We start from the raw sequence: 17,140 nt of genomic DNA on the forward strand, positions 1-17,140 counted from the left end.
CCCGCCTTGTCAGTTGCCTGTTGAGGCTTCGATTCTTGCCGCATCATTAGTCTTTTCTGCCGGCTCCTTGGTTTCGGCGGCCGGCTGTTTTGTTTCCTGTTCCTTGGTGTCGGAATTCTGGTCCTTGACTTCGACCTTCGAGGGGTGGCCGGAGATCGCGAACCGCATCCGCATCCAGGCACCGCGCTGCCCCTCCCGGAAATCGGAGGCGTCCTTCAACTCGATTCGCCCGCCATGGTCTTCGAGCACGCGACCGACGATCGCAAGCCCGAGGCCGGTGCCCTTGGCGCGCGTCGTGACGTAGGGCTCGAGCAGCCGCGACCGCGCCGTCTTGGGCAGGCCGATGCCGTTGTCGATGACGTCGATCAGGACATCCTCACCCTCGCGCGAAACCACGACGTCAATGCGGCCCTTTCCATGATCCTTGCCGAGTTCTTCCGGCGGAACCTGCTCGATCGCCTCGGTGGCATTCTTGACGATGTTGGTGACGGCCTGGGAGATCAGCCGGCGGTCGAACTGCGCCCGGAGCGGATCCTCCTTGAACACGGTCTCGATATCGAGCTCGGGATGGGCGACCTTCATCAGGAACACCGCCTGCCGCACGGTGTCGGCGACGTCCTCGCCTTCCATGACCGGCTTCGGCATCCGCGCAAAGCGCGAGAACTCGTCGACCATGCGCCTGATGTCGTCGACCTGGCGCACGATGGTGTCGGTGCACTGGTCGAAGATCGACTTGTCCTTCTCTTCCGTGATGGTCTTGCCGAACTTGCGGCGGATGCGCTCGGCCGAGAGCTGGATCGGCGTCAGCGGATTCTTGATCTCGTGCGCGATGCGCCGCGCCACGTCGCCCCAGGCCGAGGTGCGCTGCGCCGAGACGAGCTGGGTGATGTCGTCGAGCGTGATGATGTAGCTGTCGCGCGGCTGGCTGGTCTTTTCCGCGCTGACGCGGACCGACAAATTGCGCTCTTGGCCGTCGCGCGTGATCGTGATCTCGCCCTGCACCAGGCGCTGGGTCCCTTCCCGCGCCGTCTTCATCATGTCGTCGAGTTCGGGCAGCACGTCCGACAGGGGATGGCCGAGCGTCTCGGACTCGGCGTGCCCGATCAGCTTCTCGGCGGAGCGGTTGAGAATGCCGACGCTGCCGGAGGAATCGACGCCGATGATGCCGGCGGAGGCCGAGGACAGCACTGCCTCGATGAATCGGCGGCGGCTGTCGATCAACTCGCTGGCATTGACGAGCTCGTCGCGCTGGCTGCGCAACTCCTGCGTCATCTTGTTGAAGGTCTCGCCCAGTTGCGCGAGGTCGCCTTCGGACTTGTGCACGGGCACCTGGACGTGGAGGTCCCCGGTCGAAACCGTGTGCGCCGCATTCATCAGGAGCCGTATCGGCGCCACCAGCCAGTTGGCGAAGTTCAATCCGATCAGCACCGATGCCATCAGGATGGTGAGCGCGATCACCGCAAACATCAGCGCAAAGGCGACCTGGATGCCGAGCCGGCGCGATTCAATCTGGGCGTATTCGGCGACGCTCAGCTCAGTCTGCTTGAGCTGGGCGACGACCCGGGGGTCAAGGAGCCGCGCGACGTAAAGGAAGGTGTCGTTGAAGGCCCGCAGGCGGACCACGGAGGCGACGTAGCTCTCAGGGAAGACCGAGATTCGTGGCTCGGTGTCATTGACGTCAGCGAGAAGGGCGGGCGGCGGCGGTTCGTAGTTCAGACGAACACCGGTCTCGGCGTTTGCGATGACGGTGCCGTCCTTGTCCATCAGCACCGCAATGGGCAGGTTGTGCGCCGCGGCGCTTGCCGTCAGGACCTGCATGAACGACATGCGATCCTGATCGTAGAGTGGCCTCGCATAGGCGAGCTCTTTGGCCATCGCCAGGATGTCGCCGTTGATCAGCTGCGCGTGATCCTGCATGTAGGCGCGCGCGATGATCAGGGAGTTTTGGATGACCTCTTTGGTCGGCCCGGAGAACAACCGGTCGAGACCGCGCTCGATGGTGACGTTGGCGACCACGGCCACCAGCACCGCCGGCAGCACCGCGATGATCGAGAACAGGCCGACGATCTGGACGTGCAGGCGCGCCGCCGCCCGGCCCCTCCGCCGGGCCTGGATCACATGCCAGACCTCGCGAACGATGATCCCGACCAGCAGCAGGATGGTGCCGGCGTTGATCAGCAGGAACGAGGAGACCACCTCCCGGGTCGGCTCGATCCGGGTCAGGCCGGTCAGGACGACGAAGGTCAGGAAGGCCGACAGCAGCGCCAGGCCCACCGCAAACGGCGCCAGCCAGCGGCGCAGCGACCCGCGCTGCGGCTCGTCGGCAGGGGACGTATCGAAAGATGCGGCCGATGTCTCTGCGCTGGTCATTCTGGCAATGGTGATGATGAAAAACTGGGCCCGCCCCCGGCGGGCACTGATGCATTCATATCACATTGTTGCCGGAATGTGACTATTCCGCGGCGGCCCGGCTGACGCATCCACAGGACTGGCCCGGTTGACGCAGGTCAACAGGTCGGAAGCTACGGGGACTATTAAGAAAAAAACCTCTCAGTCCCGCCTTATGAAAGTTCCCTCAAGCACTCCGGCCCTGACGGGCCTGACCGACCAGGAAGCCCAGGCCCGGCTCAAGGCCGAGGGTACCAACGAGCTGCCCCGGCACGACCGGCGGACACCGCTGCGTATCGTGCTGGAAGTCCTGCGCGAGCCGATGCTGGCGCTGCTGCTGGGCGCCGGGTTCATCTACCTCCTGCTCGGCGATCTCAAGGAAGCGCTGATCCTGCTGGCCTTCGGCGCCATGTCGGTCGTCATCACCGTGATTCAGGAGACCCGCACCGAGCGTGTGCTGGAGGCGCTGCGCGACCTGACCAGTCCGCGGGCGCTGGTGATCCGCGCCGGCGAGCGCCGGCGCATCGCGGGGCGCGACGTCGTCCGCGGCGACCTGATCGTCCTGGCCGAAGGCGACCGCGTCCCCGCGGACGCATTGCTTCTCGATGCCCAGGACCTCGAGATCGACGAGTCGTTGCTGACGGGCGAATCCGTGCCCGTGCGCAAACGGGCCGTCGACGAGACGACGGCGGACGATCCGCATGCCGGCGGCGACGACCGGCCTTTCGTCTATTCGGGTTCGCTGGTGGTCCGCGGCGCCGGCATCGCGGAGGTGATCGCGACCGGGCCACACAGCGAAATCGGCAAGATAGGTCAGTCGCTGCAAGGCCTCGATGCCGAGCCGCCGCGGCTGCAGCGTCAGACCGCCGCCCTCGTCCGCCTCTGCGCGCTCGGCGGTGCTGCCGTCAGCGTGCTGGCGGTCCTGCTCTACGGGACGCTGCGCGGCGGCTGGCTCGACGCGCTGCTCGCCGGCATCGCCATCGGCATGTCGATGCTGCCGGAAGAATTTCCGGTCGTGCTCACCGTCTTCATGGCGATGGGCGCCTGGCGCATCTCCAAGGCGCGCGTGCTGACGCGCCGCGCCGCATCAATCGAAACGCTGGGCTCGGCGACCGTGCTGTGCACCGACAAGACAGGTACGCTCACCGAAAACCGGATGACGGTCGCGGAACTGCGGACATCGGACGGAGCCGCACTGCGCAGCGCCGACACCACATACGGCGGAACTGCGGCCGCCTTCCGCGACATCGCCGTGCACGGCGTGCTGGCGAGCGCGGCAGAACCGTTCGATCCGATGGAGAAGGCATTTCATGCCTTAGCGCGCGAGATGCCTGATGCGCGCGACCGCCTGCCCGATTCGAGCTGGCGCCTCGTACGGGGCTACGGCTTGCGACCCGACCTTCTGGCGATGACGCAGGTCTGGCAAAGGCCTGATGCCGCCGGGCTCGTGGTGGCGAGCAAGGGCGCGCCTGAAGCCATCGCCCTGCTCTGCCGGCTTTCCGAGCCAGAGCTGATCGCCTTGCGCCGGACGGTCGATACGATGGCTGCGAGCGGCCTGCGCGTGCTGGGCGTGGCCGGAGCGGTCCACAGCGATGGCCCGCTTCCGCACGCCCAGACGGGATTTGCCTTCCGCTTCCTCGGACTCGTCGGTCTTGCCGATCCGCTGCGCCACAGCGTGCCCGCGGCGATCGCCGACTGCCGTTCGGCCGGTATCCGCGTGATCATGATCACGGGCGATTATCCGGCAACGGCGCAGGCGATCGCGCGGGCTGCCGGGCTCGACATGTCCGGCGTGCTGACGGGCGACGACTTGCGGAAAATCGACGATGCCGCGCTGGCGGAAGCGGTCAAAACCGTGAACGTGTTCGCGCGCATTGTGCCGGAGCAGAAGCTACGCATCGTGCAAGCGCTGAAGGCCAACGGCGAGATCGTCGCCATGACCGGCGATGGGGTCAATGACGCGCCATCCCTGAAAGCGGCGCATATCGGCGTTGCCATGGGCGGTCGCGGCACCGACGTGGCGCGCGAGGCCTCTTCGATCGTGCTGCTCGACGATGATTTCGGCTCTGTTGTCACCGCGGTCAGGCTCGGCCGGCGCATCTACGACAATCTGCGCAAAGCCATGGGATTCATCTTCGCCGTGCACGTGCCGATCGCCGGCATGGCGCTCATGCCGCTGGTTCTCGGCCTGCCGATCTTCTTCAGCCCGGTCCACATCGCATTCCTCGAGATGGTGATCGACCCGGTCTGCTCGCTGGTGTTCGAGGCGGAGACCGACGAGCGTGACGTCATGAGCCGGCCGCCGCGCGCGCCCGATGCGCCGCTGTTCTCATGGCCGCTGATCGGCTGGAGCGTGCTCCAGGGCGCGACTGCCTTCGGCGTCATCGCGCTGATCTACATCGCCGCGCTGTGGCGCGGCCTGCCTGAGGACGAGGCTCGTGCGCTGGGTTTCTTCTCGCTCGTCCTGACGATCGTCAGCCTCGTACTCGTCAACCGCTCCTTCAGCGCCTCGCTGGTTTCGGCGTTCCGTCGGCGGAACGTGACGCTGGTCTGGATCCTGCTCGTGATCGCCTTGGTGCTCGCGAGCATCATGCTGTGGCCAGCGGCGGCCAGCCTGTTCCGGTTCGGGCCGCTGCATGGCGACGATCTGCTCGTCACGGTTGCCGCGGCCGCCGCCGTTCTGCTCGGCCTCGAAGCGCTGAAACCGATCTGGCGCGCGCGCCTCAGTCGCTAGTCCCCGCAGGTTACGGGGAACGGATGTCGGGTGTCCTGGATTGACCGGGATGGACAGAGTCTTTCTCGCGATGATGGTCTGGGCCCTTCTGCTGCTGATCGTGGCATCGGACCTTTTGGTCAACGGACCCGGGCTCCAGCAGCCGCCGTCGAACGTCGCATTCGTGGTGCCGGCATCAAGCCGGCTGGTCCGATAAGCGGTCTCCGCGCGCGACCGCGGAACATTTCGCGCTGGTTCCGACTTGTGCAATCCGCGCCGACTATTCAGGTGGGCGCGATCCGGACAGGCTCAGCTCCGCTTTGGTAGGGGGAGCTGAGCCACCGCCCAAGGAACTAGCAAGTGGACTACCCCCCGCTGCGATAGACCTGAATGTCGAGATCCCGGATCTTCTTCCGCAGCGTGTTGCGATTGAGGCCGAGCAGATCGGCGGCGCGGATCTGGTTGCCGCGGGTCGCGGCAAGCGCCGCCGTCAGCAAGGGAATCTCGATCTCCTTGAGGATGCGGTGATAGAGGCCGGGCGGCGGCATGCCGTTCGGAAAGCCCTGGAAGTGCGAGGACAGATAGGCCTCCACCGCGCCGCCGAGATTGTCGACGCCCTGCTGAACGGCAGCACCCGGGCTCACCGAGGGCGGTGCGAGCTCGCCGTCGATAACGGACGAGGTGATCACGTCCTGCGGATAGAGCGCCGCGAGACGTCGCGCGAGGTTTTCCAGCTCACGCACATTGCCCGGCCAGCGGTGCTGCTTCAGCCGCTCCAGCGCCAGCGCATCGAGCTTCTTCGGCGGCAGGCCGTCCTTCTCGGCCAGCGAGAAGAAGTGACGGACGAGATCCGGCAGATCCTCGATGCGTTCGCGCAAGGGGGGCAGCCGTAGCGGCACGACGTTGAGGCGGAAGAACAAATCTTCGCGGAACAGGCCCTGCTGGATCAGGACACGCAGGTCCTTGTTGGAGGCCGCTACGATCCGCACGTCGGTCTTGATCGGGGTGCGGCCGCCGACGGTGGTGTATTCGCCCTGCTGGAGCACGCGCAACAGGCGGGTCTGCGCCTCCATCGGCATGTCGCCGATTTCGTCGAGGAACAGCGTGCCGCCCTCGGCCTGCTCGAAGCGGCCGGACGCGCGGGTGTTGGCGCCGGTGAACGCGCCGCGCTCATGGCCGAACAGCTCCGACTCGATGAGGTCGCGCGGGATCGCCGCCATGTTGACGGCGACGAACGGGCCGTTGCGGCGCTTGCCATAGTCGTGCAGCGCGCGCGCCACCAGCTCCTTGCCGGTTCCGGACTCGCCCGTGATCATCACGGTGAGGTCGGTCTGCATGAGGCGCGCCAGCACGCGGTAGATTTCCTGCATCGCCGGCGAGCGGCCGACCAGCGGGATCGCCTCCATCTCGGCTTCATCGTCCGCCGAGGTGGTCCGCTCCTTCGGCTCGGCAAGCGCACGGCCGACGATTGCGATCAGCTCCTTCAGGTCGAAGGGCTTTGGCAAATACTCGTAAGCACCGCGCTCGGAGGCGCGGATCGCCGTCATGAAGGTGTTTTGCGCGCTCATGACGATGACGGGCAAATTCGGCCGCATCTTCTTGATGCGGGGCAACAGGTCGAAGGCGTTTTCATCCGGCATCACCACGTCGGTGATGACGAGATCGCCCTCCCCCTGGCTGACCCAGCGCCACAGCGTGGCGGCGTTGCCAGTCAACCTCACCTCGTATCCGGCCCGGGAAAGTGCCTGATTGAGAACCGTGCGAATGGCGGTATCGTCATCCGCGACTAGAATGCTACCTGCGGGCATCGTCATTCCTCATTTTGCCCCCTGTGGAGCAGGCGACGATTTCCCGGCAGAATCGTCACGGCTGCTGTGATCGGCGTGTTTGATCGACGTCGAGTACATCGGCATCAGCACGCGAAAGGTGGTTTTGCGCGGCTGAGACTCGCATTCGATGATGCCCCCGTGATCGCCGACGATTTTTGCGACCAACGCCAGGCCGAGACCGCTGCCGGTCTGCTTGGTGGTCACGAAGGGATCGAACAGGTTTGGCAAAAGGTCCTCCGGCACGCCCGGTCCGTTGTCCTTGACGCAGAACTCGAGCGGCAGGGATACCCGGGATTTTTGACCGGGGACTGACAGGCGCACGCCGGGGCGGAATGCGGTGGTGAGCTGGATCTCGGCGTCGGTGCCGAGATCGACCACGGCTTCGGCGGCGTTCTTCACGAGATTGAGGAACACCTGGATGAGCTGGTCCTGGTTCGCCAGCACCGGCGGCAGCGAGGGATCGTAATCCTCGATGAAGCGGATGTTGCGGGCAAAGCCGGACTGCGCGAGCCGCTTCACATGGTCGAGCACGGAATGGATGTTGACGGGGCCGCGCGCCACCGGGCGGTCGTCGCCGAACACCTCCATGCGGTCGACCAGCGTGACGATGCGGTCGGCCTCGTCGCAGATCAGCCGCGTCAGCATGCGGTCCTCGGAGGACGCCTGCTGCTCCAGCAGTTGTGCCGCGCCGCGGATGCCGGAAAGCGGGTTCTTGATCTCGTGCGCCAGCATCGCGGCAAGCGCGATCACCGAGCGTGCGGCGCTGCGATGGGTGAGCTGCCGGTCCATCTTGTCGGCGATGGTCCGCTCCTGGAGCATCACCACGATGTGGCCGGGCCGCTCGGTCAGCGGCGCGACGTGGAGATCGACCTGGCGGTCGCCGCCCATGCGCGGCGTACCCAAATCAACCTTGTATTCGTTGACCGGCGAATTCGACGAACGGACCTGGTCGATCAGCGCCAGCAGGGGGCTGCCGAACGGCACCAGTTCCTTCAGCGACTGTCGCTTCAGGAATTGCGTCGAGATCTCGAAGAAGGCTTCGGTTGCGATGTTGGCGGCGACGATCTTGCCATCGGGCCCGATCATGAGGACGGGATTGGGCAGCGCGTCCAGGATCGCATCGCTGTCGGACGAAAGCGGCCGACGATGTTCAGCGGCTGAGCTCATGCAGCAGCGCTCCATGCGAAGTCGTCGAAGGCATCTTGGAGGGAGCGGTGCACGGCGCGCGGATCCTCCGACGTGAGGATGCTCTGGCGCCAGGCTTTCAGCTTCTCGGCCGGCGCGCGGCTGAAATCGGCAGCGACGTCGAGCGCCCAGCCGAGATGTTTTCGCGCATGGCGCAGACCGATGCGCAGGCCGTAGAGATCGCAGACGCCTTCGTAGAGCGTGCGGACATAATGGAGCTGCTCGCCGAGCGTTGGCGCGGCCTCTGCCGCCCCGCCCTGCAGGCGCCGGCCGATCTGGCCGGGCAGCCAGGGCTGGCCGTAAGCGCCGCGCCCGATCATCACGGCGTCGGCGCCGGACGCTTCGAGCGCCTCCAGGGCCTTGTCGTAGGACGTGATGTCGCCATTGACGACGAGCGGCAGGGTGGTTGCCTCACGCACCGCGCGGATGGCGTCCCAATCCGCCTCGCCCTTGTAGAACTGGCAGCGGGTGCGGCCATGGACGGTGACGAGCTGCACGCCGGCCGCTTCCGCCCGCCGCGCCAGCTCCGGCGCATTGCGAGTGCGATCGTCCCAGCCGAGCCGCATCTTCAAGGTGACCGGCACCTGCACGGCGGCAATGGTCGCATCGATCAGGCTGACGGCATGGTCGAGGTCGCGCATCAGCGCGGAGCCGGACTGGCCACCAGTGACGTGGCGGGCCGGGCAGCCCATGTTGATGTCGATGACGTCGGCGCCGGCGCCTTCCGCGATCCGGGCGCCCTCCGCCATCCAGTGCGCCTCGCAGCCGGCAAGCTGCACCACATGCGGACCGAGCCCGGTCGCCTCGCAGCGCAAACGCGACATCCAATGGCCGTTGGCGAGCTCGTCGCTGGCGGTCATTTCTGACACAACCAGGCCCGCCCCGAGCTCCGCAGCCAGGCGACGGAAGGGTGAATCGGTCACCCCCGACATTGGCGCCAGGAAAACCGGATTGGCGACATCAATATCGCCTATTTTCAACGGCTTAGCGCCTGAGGTTGCCGAACCGGTCACGGACGTTCCGTTCACAAGACGGCGCCTCATCGCGCCTGCCATGACCTATCTTGCGCACAATTCTTGTGCAGTCAAGCGTCATGCCTACAGTTTAGACAGTTCTATAAATCTTGCAAGTGCAGTGCAACAAAATGCGTTGGCCTGCAATCGGGGAAACCCTCTGGTCTTGCGCGCCTACCGTGCTAGAGGCATGCCACAAATCATTCCTGTCCCAGACAATCACCATCAATTGAGTTTGTAATGGCGAAATCAGAGCGGACCGCAGCGGTCCTCGTCGCAGCCGGGCGCGGCTTGCGCGCCGGTGCTGGCGGCCCGAAGCAATATCGCTCGATCGGCGGCCTGCCCGTGATCTATCGCGCCATGGAATCGTTCAGCCGCCACGCCGACGTGTTCGCGGTGCAGCCTGTGGTCAATCCCGACGACGGCGCGATGTTCACCGCCGCCGTCTCGGGCCTGCGCCACGAGCCGCCAACCAGCGGCGGCGCGACCCGGCAGGCCTCGGTGCTCGCGGGCCTCGAGGCGCTCGCCAAGCACAATCCGGACATCGTGCTGATCCATGACGCGGCGCGTCCGTTCGTCTCGCAGGCCCTGATCTCGCGCGCGATCGAGGCCGCCAGCCGCACCGGCGCCGCGATCCCGGCCGTTCCAGTCACCGACACCATCAAGTTGACCGGTGACGGCGGCAATGTCGAGGGAACGCCGGACCGCGCGCGGTTGCGAATCGCACAGACGCCGCAATCCTTTCGTTTCGACGTCATCCTCGAGGCGCATCGTCGCGCGGCCAAGGAAGGACGCAGCGATTTCACTGACGATGCGGCGATTGCCGAATGGGCGGGATTGACGGTGGCGACCTTTGAAGGCGATGTTGCGAACATGAAGCTCACCACACCCGAAGACTTCGTGCGCGAGGAAGCGCGCCTTGCGGCTCAGCTCGGCGACATCAGGACCGGGACCGGCTACGACGTGCACGCCTTCGGCGAGGGCGACCACGTCATGATCTGCGGCGTACGCGTGCCGCATACGAAGGGGTTCCTCGCTCACTCCGACGGCGACGTCGGCCTGCACGCGCTGGTCGACGCCATTCTCGGCGCGCTGGCCGACGGCGATATCGGTTCGCACTTCCCGCCGAGCGATCCGAAGTGGAAGGGTGCCTCCTCCGACCAGTTCTTGAAATACGCCATCGAGCGCGTCGCGCAGCGCGGCGGCCGCGTCGCCAATCTCGAGGTGACGATGATCTGCGAGCGGCCGAAGATCGGCCCCTTGCGCGACACCATGCGCGCGCGCATCGCCGAAATCTCCGGCGTCGACATTTCGCGTGTTGCCGTCAAGGCGACGACCAGCGAACGGCTCGGCTTCACCGGCCGCGAGGAAGGCATCGCGGCGACCGCGAGCGCCACCATCCGCCTGCCCTGGAGCCTGTAGGCAATGGGCGGCAGCGACGCACGCGCCCTCTCCCGCTCGCTGCTCGACCTGTGCCGGATGCGCAAGCTGACGATTGCGACGGCGGAATCCTGCACCGGAGGCTTGGTCGCCGGCGCGCTCACCGACATCCCCGGCTCGTCCGACGTGATCGACCGCGGCTTTGTCACCTATTCCAATGACGCCAAGCGCGCGATGCTTGGGGTCGAGGCGAGCACGCTTCTCAATTTCGGCGCCGTCAGCAAGGAAACCGCGACCGCAATGGCGGTCGGCGCGCTGGAACGTGCCGGCGTCGACCTGGCCGTGGCCATCACCGGCATTGCCGGTCCAGGCGGCGCCACGCCGGGCAAGCCGGTCGGGCTCGTGCACTTTGCCGTCGCGGCGCGCGACGGCCGCATCGTCCATCGCGAGCATCGCTTTGGCGCGATCGGCCGCAGCGCGGTGCGCGCCCGCTCCGTGGTCGAGGCGCTCCGCATGTTGATGGATCTCGCCCGTGGGCCGCAGGCGGCGACAAAACCGCGCCGCGAAGCCGCCAGCCGCCTGCGCCCGCGCGTCACCCGCTCGCCGCGACGCCACGTCGTGAAGCGGCGCCGGCCGCCGCGGGGCTGAGCTCCAACTACCCAGGATCTGGATAGCTCTCCTATGGGTCGCGCCTCGCGGCCAAGGTCGCATGCCAATTCAGCCGAGCAGGAAATATCTAGGGGGCGCCGCCATACAAGCCAAGGCGGCGGCATTAGCCTACCTCACCTGCGGTTCACCTCTTCGAATTTTCGACGCACACCCCTTTGGCGCACTTGCTGCGCACATTCAGTCAAATCCTATCGAAACCAAACGACGTGAGCGCGATTGAACAACCTGCGACGCTTGCGCGGACATGTATTGCCGCAATAATGCTGATCTAGGTTGTGGGCGGGAATCAACCCGACGCGGCATTCGGGAGGGCGTCAGAGTGCTCGCTCGTTACTGGGTACCGGCGGCTGTTGCCGCACTTCACTTGACCGCCTCCAATGTTGCGGCTGCGCAGGATCTCAACCAGGCGCCGGATACGATGGCGGCGCGTGTCGAGGCGTGCACGCCCTGCCACGGCAACAAGGGCGAAGGCACCAACGACGTCTATTTCCCGCGCCTTGCCGGCAAGCCGTCCGGCTACCTCTACAACCAGCTCCTCGCATTCCGGAACGGCCGGCGAAAATATCCGCCGATGAACTATCTGCTGGAATTCCTGCCCGATCCGTATCTCCAGGCGATGGCCGATTATTTCGCGGAGCAGCGTCCGCCGCTTCCGCCACCCGGGGCGACCGACGCCAGCCAGCAGACGCTTCAGCATGGGCAGAGTCTGGTGACGCGGGGCGATCCCGTGCGCCAGATCCCGGCCTGCGGGAGCTGCCATGGGCCGGCGCTCACAGGCATGGAACCCGGCATCCCGGGCCTGCTCGGATTGCGCCCGAACTACATCAGCGCACAATTAGGTGGTTGGCGCTATGGCACCCGGACTGCGAAGTCACCGGATTGCATGCAGATGGTGGCTGCCCGGCTGACAGAGGAGGACGTCACCGCCGTCGCAGCCTATCTGGCGACGCGACCGGCGCCAGTCAATTCGGCTCCGGCTCCGAAGGGCACTTACGTGCTGCCCTTCGCGTGCGGCAGCGAACCCGATTGAGGAGCAGGCTCATGGACTTGCGATTAAGCCTCGCTGCGCTTCTCCTGTTCGTCTCGGTCACGACGCAGCACGCGCAAGCCCAGGAAAAGGCGAGTGAGAAGGCGAGTGAGAAGGCCGGTGCCAGCCGCAGCGAAATCGTTGTCCGTGGAGAGTATCTGGCCCGTGCCGGTGACTGCATCGCCTGCCACACCGCGCCGGAAGGCCGCCTGTTCGCCGGCGGCCGCGCCATGCCGACCCCGTTCGGCACGCTCTACACCTCAAACATCACGCCAGATCGGGAGACCGGAATCGGCAAATGGACCGCGGAGGACTTTTACAAGACGATGCACAACGGCCGCTTCCCGGATGGCGGACTGATCTATCCGGCGATGCCGTTCGCCTCCTACACCAAGGTCACGCGCGCCGACAGCGACGCGATCTTCGCCTATCTGCGCTCGATCCCGCCGGTCAGCCAGAAAAACCGGCCGCACGATCTGCGCTTTCCCTATGACAACCGGCAGCTCATCCTGGGCTGGCGCACGCTGTTTTTCACCGAGGGCGAGTACAAGCCCAATCCGGACAAATCGGTCGAATGGAATCGCGGCGCCTACCTCGTCGAGGGCCTCGGCCATTGCGGCATGTGCCATTCGCCGATCAACGCGCTCGGCGGCACGTCGCAATCGGACGCTTTCAAGGGCGGCCTGATCCCGATGCAGAACTGGTACGCGCCCTCCCTCACCTCCAATCGCGAGGCCGGCCTTGGCGACTGGAGCATCAAGGACATCACCGATCTGCTCCAGACCGGCGTCTCCATGCGCGGCGTGGTCTACGGCCCGATGGCCGAGGTCGTGCACAACAGCCTGCAATATCTGTCCGACGAAGACACCAAGGCGATGGCGGTCTACCTGAAGAGCATTTCGGAGCCCACGCCTCCGCCGCCGCCGAGCTCAACCCTGCCGACGACCGAGGGCAGCCTGCTGATCAGCCTCGGCAAGACCGTCTATGACGCGCGCTGCGCGAGCTGTCACGGCGCGCAGGGTGAAGGCAAGCCGCCGCACTGGCCGCCGCTCGCCAACAACCAGTCGATCGAGATGCAGTCAGCGGTCAATCCGATCCGGATGGTGCTCAACGGCGGCTACCCGCCGGGGACAAAAGGCAATCCGATGCCCTACGGCATGCCGCCCTTTGCCGGGTTGCTGTCGGACAACGAGGTCGCGGCCGTCGTCTCCTACATTCGCACGGCGTGGGGCAATCGCGGCACGCCGGTCTCGGGCCGCGAGGCCAACGAGCTGCGTTCCGCACCGCTGAATTGAGGGCTGCCAATGATCAACTCCGATCCTCCGACGAGTGCCGCATCGGCCGACCGGGCGGTTGACGAGATCGTCGCCCAAGGCCCGAGCGGCGCGCTGGCACTGGCGGGCATTGCGACGGCATGCGTCGTTGCGATGTGGTTCGCCTTCTATCTGTTCGTCTTCCTCCCGCGCGGGTCGCTGCAATGACAGCAGAAGACAGCCATCACGGCGCCGACATCGCGGCGCGGGTCGAGCGGCGCTGGGCAACTGTCGCCGTCATCATCATCGTGATGATGGCCGTGCTGGCGGCGTTCGCCGGAATCCATCGCGCGACCATGCCGCAGCCGCGCGTCGAGACCACCGATCCCTCGCGGCTGCACCTGTCGGGCGAGTTCGTCGAGAGCAATCTCGGCAGCGTGCTGGAGGCCAACGGCGCTGTCACCGTACGCGCGATCGGCCAGCAATATTCCTTCACGCCGGCCTGCATCGTGGTGCCTTCAGACACGCCGATCACGTTGCGCGCCACCAGCGCCGACGTCGTGCATGGCATCCTGATCCAGGGCACCAACGTCAACACCATGTTGGTGCCGGGCTATATCTCAGAACAGCTCATGCGTTTTACGAGGACCGGCGACTATCTGATGCCCTGCCAGGAGTTTTGCAGTTTTGGCCACGAGGGCATGTGGGGCAAGGTCAGGGTGATCGACAAGGCCGAATTCGCAAACCGCGCGAAGGCGGGCGGGAGGTTGAGCTGTGTTGGTCAATAGGAAGCTCATCCTCGCGCATTTCTGGCTGGCCTTTGCAGCGTTCGGCGTCGCGCTCGCGCTCGGCGCCTGGCAGATGTTCATTCGCAGCCCGCTCGGCGTCTGGCTCGCCAATCCCGAGCTGTACTACCGTTCGCTGACCGCCCACGGCACGGTGATGGGTTATGTCTTCCCGACCCTGGTGGCGATGGGCTTCGGCTATGCCATCAGCGAGTCCGCCCTTCAACAACGCCTCGTCGGCGCCCGCTGGGCCTGGACGGGCTTCTGGATGATCGTGGTCGGCGCCGTCATGGCGATGATCCCGGTCGCGCTCGGCCGCGCCTCCGTGCTCTACACCTTCTACCCGCCGCTGATCGGCAATGTCTTCTACTATATCGGCGTCGTGCTGGTCGTGGTCGGCTCGTGGATCTGGGTCGCGCTGATGTCGATCAATCTGCGCGTCTGGAAGAAGGCGAACCCGGGCGCGCCGGTGCCGCTCGCGATGTTCGCCAATGTCGCCGGCTCCTATCTCTGGGCCTGGACGGCGGTGGGTGCGGCGCTCGAACTGCTCTTGCAGATCATTCCCGTTTCCGTCGGCCTGAAGGCCACGATCGATGCCGGCCTGGCGCGCGTGTTCTTCTCCTGGACGCTGCACGCCATCGTCTATTTCTGGCTGATGCCGACCTACATCGCCTATTACACCATCGTGCCGCGGGCGATCGGCGGCCGGATCTACAGCGACACCATGGCGCGGATCTCGTTCATCCTTTTCCTGGTGGTCGCGATGCCGATCGGCATGCACCACACCTTTGCCGATCCGCAGGTCGGCGCCGGATTCAAGTTCATCCATTCGGCCTTCACGGCGCTGGTCGCACTGCCGACGCTGCTCACGGTGTTCACGATCTGCGCTTCCGTCGAGATCGCGGCGCGCCTGCGCGGCGGCCGTGGCCTGTTCGGCTGGATCACGGCGCTGCCGTGGGACAATCCGATGCTGCTGGCGCTCGCCTTTTCCTTCGTCATGCTCGGTTTTGGCGGCGCCGGCGGGCTCATCAACATGAGCTATCAACTCGATGCTTCCATCCACAACACGCAGTGGATCACCGGTCATTTCCACCTGATCTTCGGCGGCGCGATCGTGATCATGTACTTTGCGATCGCCTATGATTTGTGGCCGCATCTGACGGGCCGCGCGCTTGCCGACCTCGGCATGGTCCGCACGCAGCTCTGGCTGTGGTTCATCGGCATGATGGTCACGACCTTCCCGTGGCACTGGGTCGGCATTTTGGGCATGCCGCGCCGCATGGCCTATTTCGATTTCGGCGATCCCGCCATTGCGCCGCAGGCGCTCTCGGTCACGTTCTCGGCCATCGGAGGCTTCATTCTCCTCACCTCGGGCATTCTGTTCCTGGTCATCCTGGCACGCGGCATGCGGTCGCCTGTCACCGATGCGGGCGACTACCAGTTCAGCCTTGCCGTCCATCAGCCCGCCACTATGCCGATCGCGCTCAATAGCCACGCGCTGTGGGTCGCGCTGATGATCGGACTGACCATCACCAATTACGGCTATCCGATCATGACGCTGGCCCTCACGGAGGGGACCTCGGTGCCCGCAGTTTATGTGGGAGCACAGTGATGAGTGCACACGAGCTGTTCTCGTTCCGCAATCCGCATTTCAAGGCCGGTGTCGGCATCACGGTGGCGCTGTTCATCCTGACCGCACTCGTTGGCTTCATCGTGCTGCCTTTCGCCCAGCCGTGGATCGAGTTTTCGAGCGTCTGGGAGGCGATTTGCAGCGCTGCAGGCGTGCCCCAGCGCGCGGCGACGACGGCGCCCGCCTCCACCCATCGTCTGTCCAACGTGGTCCTCACCTCCTCCACGCTGACGCGGCCGAGCCAGGAATCGATCGGTCGTGGCGCGACGCTGGCGCAGCGCTGCGCCATCTGCCACGGCCCGACCGGCATCAGCCGCGCCGACTCGCCCAATCTCGCCGGCCAGTATGCCGCCGTGATCTACAAGCAGCTCCTGGACTTCCGCTCGGGTGCACGCACCAACGCGGTGATGTCGCCGTTCGCTGTCAACCTGACCGATCAGGAGATCGCCGACATCTCCGCCTACTACGCCTATCTGCCGCGGCTGCCGGCCTATCATCCGACGCCGCAATTGCCCAAGCCGAACATCGTGATCTACGGCGCGCCGATCCGCGGCATCGCTCCCTGCGGCTCCTGCCATGGCAGCCTCGACAACAAGACCGGCAGCCCGTGGCTCGAGGGGCAGTCGGAGGTCTATCTGAAGGCCCAGCTCATCGCCTTCGCCACGGGTGAGCGGCGCAACGACATCAGCCAGCAGATGCGCAACATCGCGCGCGCGATGACGCCGCAGGAGATCGATGCGGCTGCTGCATATTATGCCTCGCAGCCGCCTGACATTGTGAAGGCGGTGGACTGATCAGGACGGCGCGAGCTTCGGCCGGCCGTAAATGACGTCGGCCCGTTTCTCGAAGGCAGCCGAGAAGCGCGCGAAGGCGGCGTCGAACATCGAGCCCATCAGCATCGCGAGCATGCGGCTCTTGAACTCGTAGGACAGGAAGAAGCCGACGTCGCAGGCGGCTTCGCCCTTGGGCTCGAACGTCCAGCGGTTTTCCAGATTGCTGAAGGGGCCCCGCAGATATTCCACGAGGATCTTCAGGTTGGCGCGGTCGAGGGTGACGCGGCTGGTGAAGGATTCCTTGACCAGCTTGAACGACACCGTCATGTCGGCGACCAGCACCTCGGTGCCGTCGGGTTTTGCCATGCGCTGGCGAACCTTCAAGGCGCTGCACAGCGGCACGAACTCGGGATAACGCTCGACGTCGGCGACCAGATCGAACATCTCGGGCGCGCTGTGATTGACGCGGTGCTTGCTGGAAACTCGGTGCATGTG

At 65.6% G+C, this 17,140-nt stretch carries 15 protein-coding genes; 10 read left to right on the top strand and 5 right to left on the bottom strand.

Features of this window, described 5'->3' with window-relative positions:
• Positions 1-9: 9 nt before the first annotated feature.
• Complete coding sequence (locus tag KUF59_RS22730) at positions 10-2,370, bottom strand: sensor histidine kinase (protein ID WP_212461171.1); 2,361 nt, start codon at positions 2,368-2,370, stop codon at positions 10-12.
• 193 nt (positions 2,371-2,563) lie between these two features.
• Here KUF59_RS22730 and KUF59_RS22735 point away from each other — a divergent pair, with 193 nt between their 5' ends.
• Together KUF59_RS22735 and KUF59_RS22740 are read left to right on the top strand one after the other, a co-directional pair.
• Positions 2,564-5,122 (top strand): cation-translocating P-type ATPase, encoded by a 2,559-nt coding sequence (locus KUF59_RS22735; RefSeq protein WP_258767182.1) that lies wholly within the window; start codon positions 2,564-2,566, stop codon positions 5,120-5,122.
• A 49-nt stretch (positions 5,123-5,171) separates the two neighbouring features.
• Positions 5,172-5,318, top strand: coding sequence for a hypothetical protein (locus tag KUF59_RS22740; RefSeq protein ID WP_212461243.1), 147 nt, complete (start codon positions 5,172-5,174; stop codon positions 5,316-5,318).
• A gap of 148 nt (positions 5,319-5,466) precedes the next feature.
• On the opposite strand, the gene ntrC is transcribed toward KUF59_RS22740, so the two are convergent.
• The 3 genes from ntrC to dusB are packed head-to-tail and all read right to left on the bottom strand — an operon-like array spanning position 5,467 to position 9,047.
• Positions 5,467-6,909 carry a nitrogen regulation protein NR(I) gene (gene ntrC / locus KUF59_RS22745; protein WP_212461173.1) on the bottom strand — a complete coding sequence of 481 codons (1,443 nt, stop codon included), beginning with the start codon at positions 6,907-6,909 and terminating at the stop codon, positions 5,467-5,469.
• A gap of 9 nt (positions 6,910-6,918) precedes the next feature.
• Positions 6,919-8,097 carry a two-component system sensor histidine kinase NtrB gene (locus KUF59_RS22750; protein WP_212461174.1) on the bottom strand — a complete coding sequence of 393 codons (1,179 nt, stop codon included), beginning with the start codon at positions 8,095-8,097 and terminating at the stop codon, positions 6,919-6,921.
• Positions 8,094-9,047: a tRNA dihydrouridine synthase DusB gene (gene dusB, locus KUF59_RS22755; RefSeq protein ID WP_249140640.1), complete on the bottom strand. Its 954-nt coding sequence runs from the start codon at positions 9,045-9,047 to the stop codon at positions 8,094-8,096. The genes KUF59_RS22750 and dusB overlap by 4 nt, the downstream gene beginning before the upstream one ends.
• 321 nt (positions 9,048-9,368) lie before the next feature.
• On the opposite strand from dusB, the gene KUF59_RS22760 reads away from it, so the two are divergent.
• The 8 genes from KUF59_RS22760 to KUF59_RS22795 all read left to right on the top strand — a co-directional run bounded on the left by KUF59_RS22760 (position 9,369) and on the right by KUF59_RS22795 (position 16,666).
• Complete coding sequence (locus KUF59_RS22760; RefSeq protein ID WP_212461176.1) at positions 9,369-10,550, top strand: bifunctional 2-C-methyl-D-erythritol 4-phosphate cytidylyltransferase/2-C-methyl-D-erythritol 2,4-cyclodiphosphate synthase; 1,182 nt, start codon at positions 9,369-9,371, stop codon at positions 10,548-10,550.
• Positions 10,551-10,553: 3 nt separating this feature from the next.
• Positions 10,554-11,156 carry a CinA family protein gene (locus KUF59_RS22765; RefSeq protein WP_212461177.1) on the top strand — a complete coding sequence of 201 codons (603 nt, stop codon included), beginning with the start codon at positions 10,554-10,556 and terminating at the stop codon, positions 11,154-11,156.
• Positions 11,157-11,496: 340 nt separating this feature from the next.
• On the top strand, positions 11,497-12,207 hold the full coding sequence (locus KUF59_RS22770) for a c-type cytochrome (protein ID WP_408918027.1): 711 nt from the start codon (positions 11,497-11,499) through the stop codon (positions 12,205-12,207).
• 11 nt (positions 12,208-12,218) lie between these two features.
• A complete protein-coding gene (locus KUF59_RS22775; RefSeq protein ID WP_258767183.1) occupies positions 12,219-13,499 on the top strand; it encodes a cytochrome c in 1,281 nt (426 codons plus the stop codon).
• Between the two features lie 9 nt (positions 13,500-13,508).
• Positions 13,509-13,685 (top strand): hypothetical protein, encoded by a 177-nt coding sequence (locus KUF59_RS22780; RefSeq protein WP_212461180.1) that lies wholly within the window; start codon positions 13,509-13,511, stop codon positions 13,683-13,685.
• Positions 13,682-14,245: a cupredoxin domain-containing protein gene (locus KUF59_RS22785; protein WP_212461181.1), complete on the top strand. Its 564-nt coding sequence runs from the start codon at positions 13,682-13,684 to the stop codon at positions 14,243-14,245. Before KUF59_RS22780 ends, KUF59_RS22785 begins: the two co-directional genes overlap by 4 nt.
• Positions 14,232-15,854: a b(o/a)3-type cytochrome-c oxidase subunit 1 gene (locus KUF59_RS22790; RefSeq protein ID WP_212461182.1), complete on the top strand. Its 1,623-nt coding sequence runs from the start codon at positions 14,232-14,234 to the stop codon at positions 15,852-15,854. Before KUF59_RS22785 ends, KUF59_RS22790 begins: the two co-directional genes overlap by 14 nt.
• On the top strand, positions 15,854-16,666 hold the full coding sequence (locus KUF59_RS22795) for a c-type cytochrome (RefSeq protein WP_212461183.1): 813 nt from the start codon (positions 15,854-15,856) through the stop codon (positions 16,664-16,666). Before KUF59_RS22790 ends, KUF59_RS22795 begins: the two co-directional genes overlap by 1 nt.
• On the opposite strand, the gene KUF59_RS22800 is transcribed toward KUF59_RS22795, so the two are convergent.
• Positions 16,667-17,137: a type II toxin-antitoxin system RatA family toxin gene (locus KUF59_RS22800; RefSeq protein ID WP_212461184.1), complete on the bottom strand. Its 471-nt coding sequence runs from the start codon at positions 17,135-17,137 to the stop codon at positions 16,667-16,669. It lies immediately after the preceding gene.
• Between the last annotated feature and the right edge of the window lie 3 nt (positions 17,138-17,140).

This window comes from Bradyrhizobium arachidis, from assembly GCF_024758505.1.
Classification (GTDB): domain Bacteria; phylum Pseudomonadota; class Alphaproteobacteria; order Rhizobiales; family Xanthobacteraceae; genus Bradyrhizobium; species Bradyrhizobium manausense_C.

Coding starts and splice junctions, on each gene's coding strand:
- dusB (WP_249140640.1), bottom strand. CDS start 9,047: ATGTCGGGGGTGACCGATTCACCCTTCCGTCGCCTGGCTGCGGAGCTC.
- KUF59_RS22735 (WP_258767182.1), top strand. CDS start 2,564: ATGAAAGTTCCCTCAAGCACTCCGGCCCTGACGGGCCTGACCGACCAG.
- KUF59_RS22775 (WP_258767183.1), top strand. CDS start 12,219: ATGGACTTGCGATTAAGCCTCGCTGCGCTTCTCCTGTTCGTCTCGGTC.
- KUF59_RS22780 (WP_212461180.1), top strand. CDS start 13,509: ATGATCAACTCCGATCCTCCGACGAGTGCCGCATCGGCCGACCGGGCG.
- KUF59_RS22730 (WP_212461171.1), bottom strand. CDS start 2,370: ATGACCAGCGCAGAGACATCGGCCGCATCTTTCGATACGTCCCCTGCC.
- KUF59_RS22800 (WP_212461184.1), bottom strand. CDS start 17,137: ATGCACCGAGTTTCCAGCAAGCACCGCGTCAATCACAGCGCGCCCGAG.
- KUF59_RS22750 (WP_212461174.1), bottom strand. CDS start 8,097: ATGAGCTCAGCCGCTGAACATCGTCGGCCGCTTTCGTCCGACAGCGAT.
- KUF59_RS22795 (WP_212461183.1), top strand. CDS start 15,854: ATGAGTGCACACGAGCTGTTCTCGTTCCGCAATCCGCATTTCAAGGCC.
- KUF59_RS22785 (WP_212461181.1), top strand. CDS start 13,682: ATGACAGCAGAAGACAGCCATCACGGCGCCGACATCGCGGCGCGGGTC.
- KUF59_RS22740 (WP_212461243.1), top strand. CDS start 5,172: ATGGACAGAGTCTTTCTCGCGATGATGGTCTGGGCCCTTCTGCTGCTG.
- ntrC (WP_212461173.1), bottom strand. CDS start 6,909: ATGCCCGCAGGTAGCATTCTAGTCGCGGATGACGATACCGCCATTCGC.
- KUF59_RS22760 (WP_212461176.1), top strand. CDS start 9,369: ATGGCGAAATCAGAGCGGACCGCAGCGGTCCTCGTCGCAGCCGGGCGC.
- KUF59_RS22765 (WP_212461177.1), top strand. CDS start 10,554: ATGGGCGGCAGCGACGCACGCGCCCTCTCCCGCTCGCTGCTCGACCTG.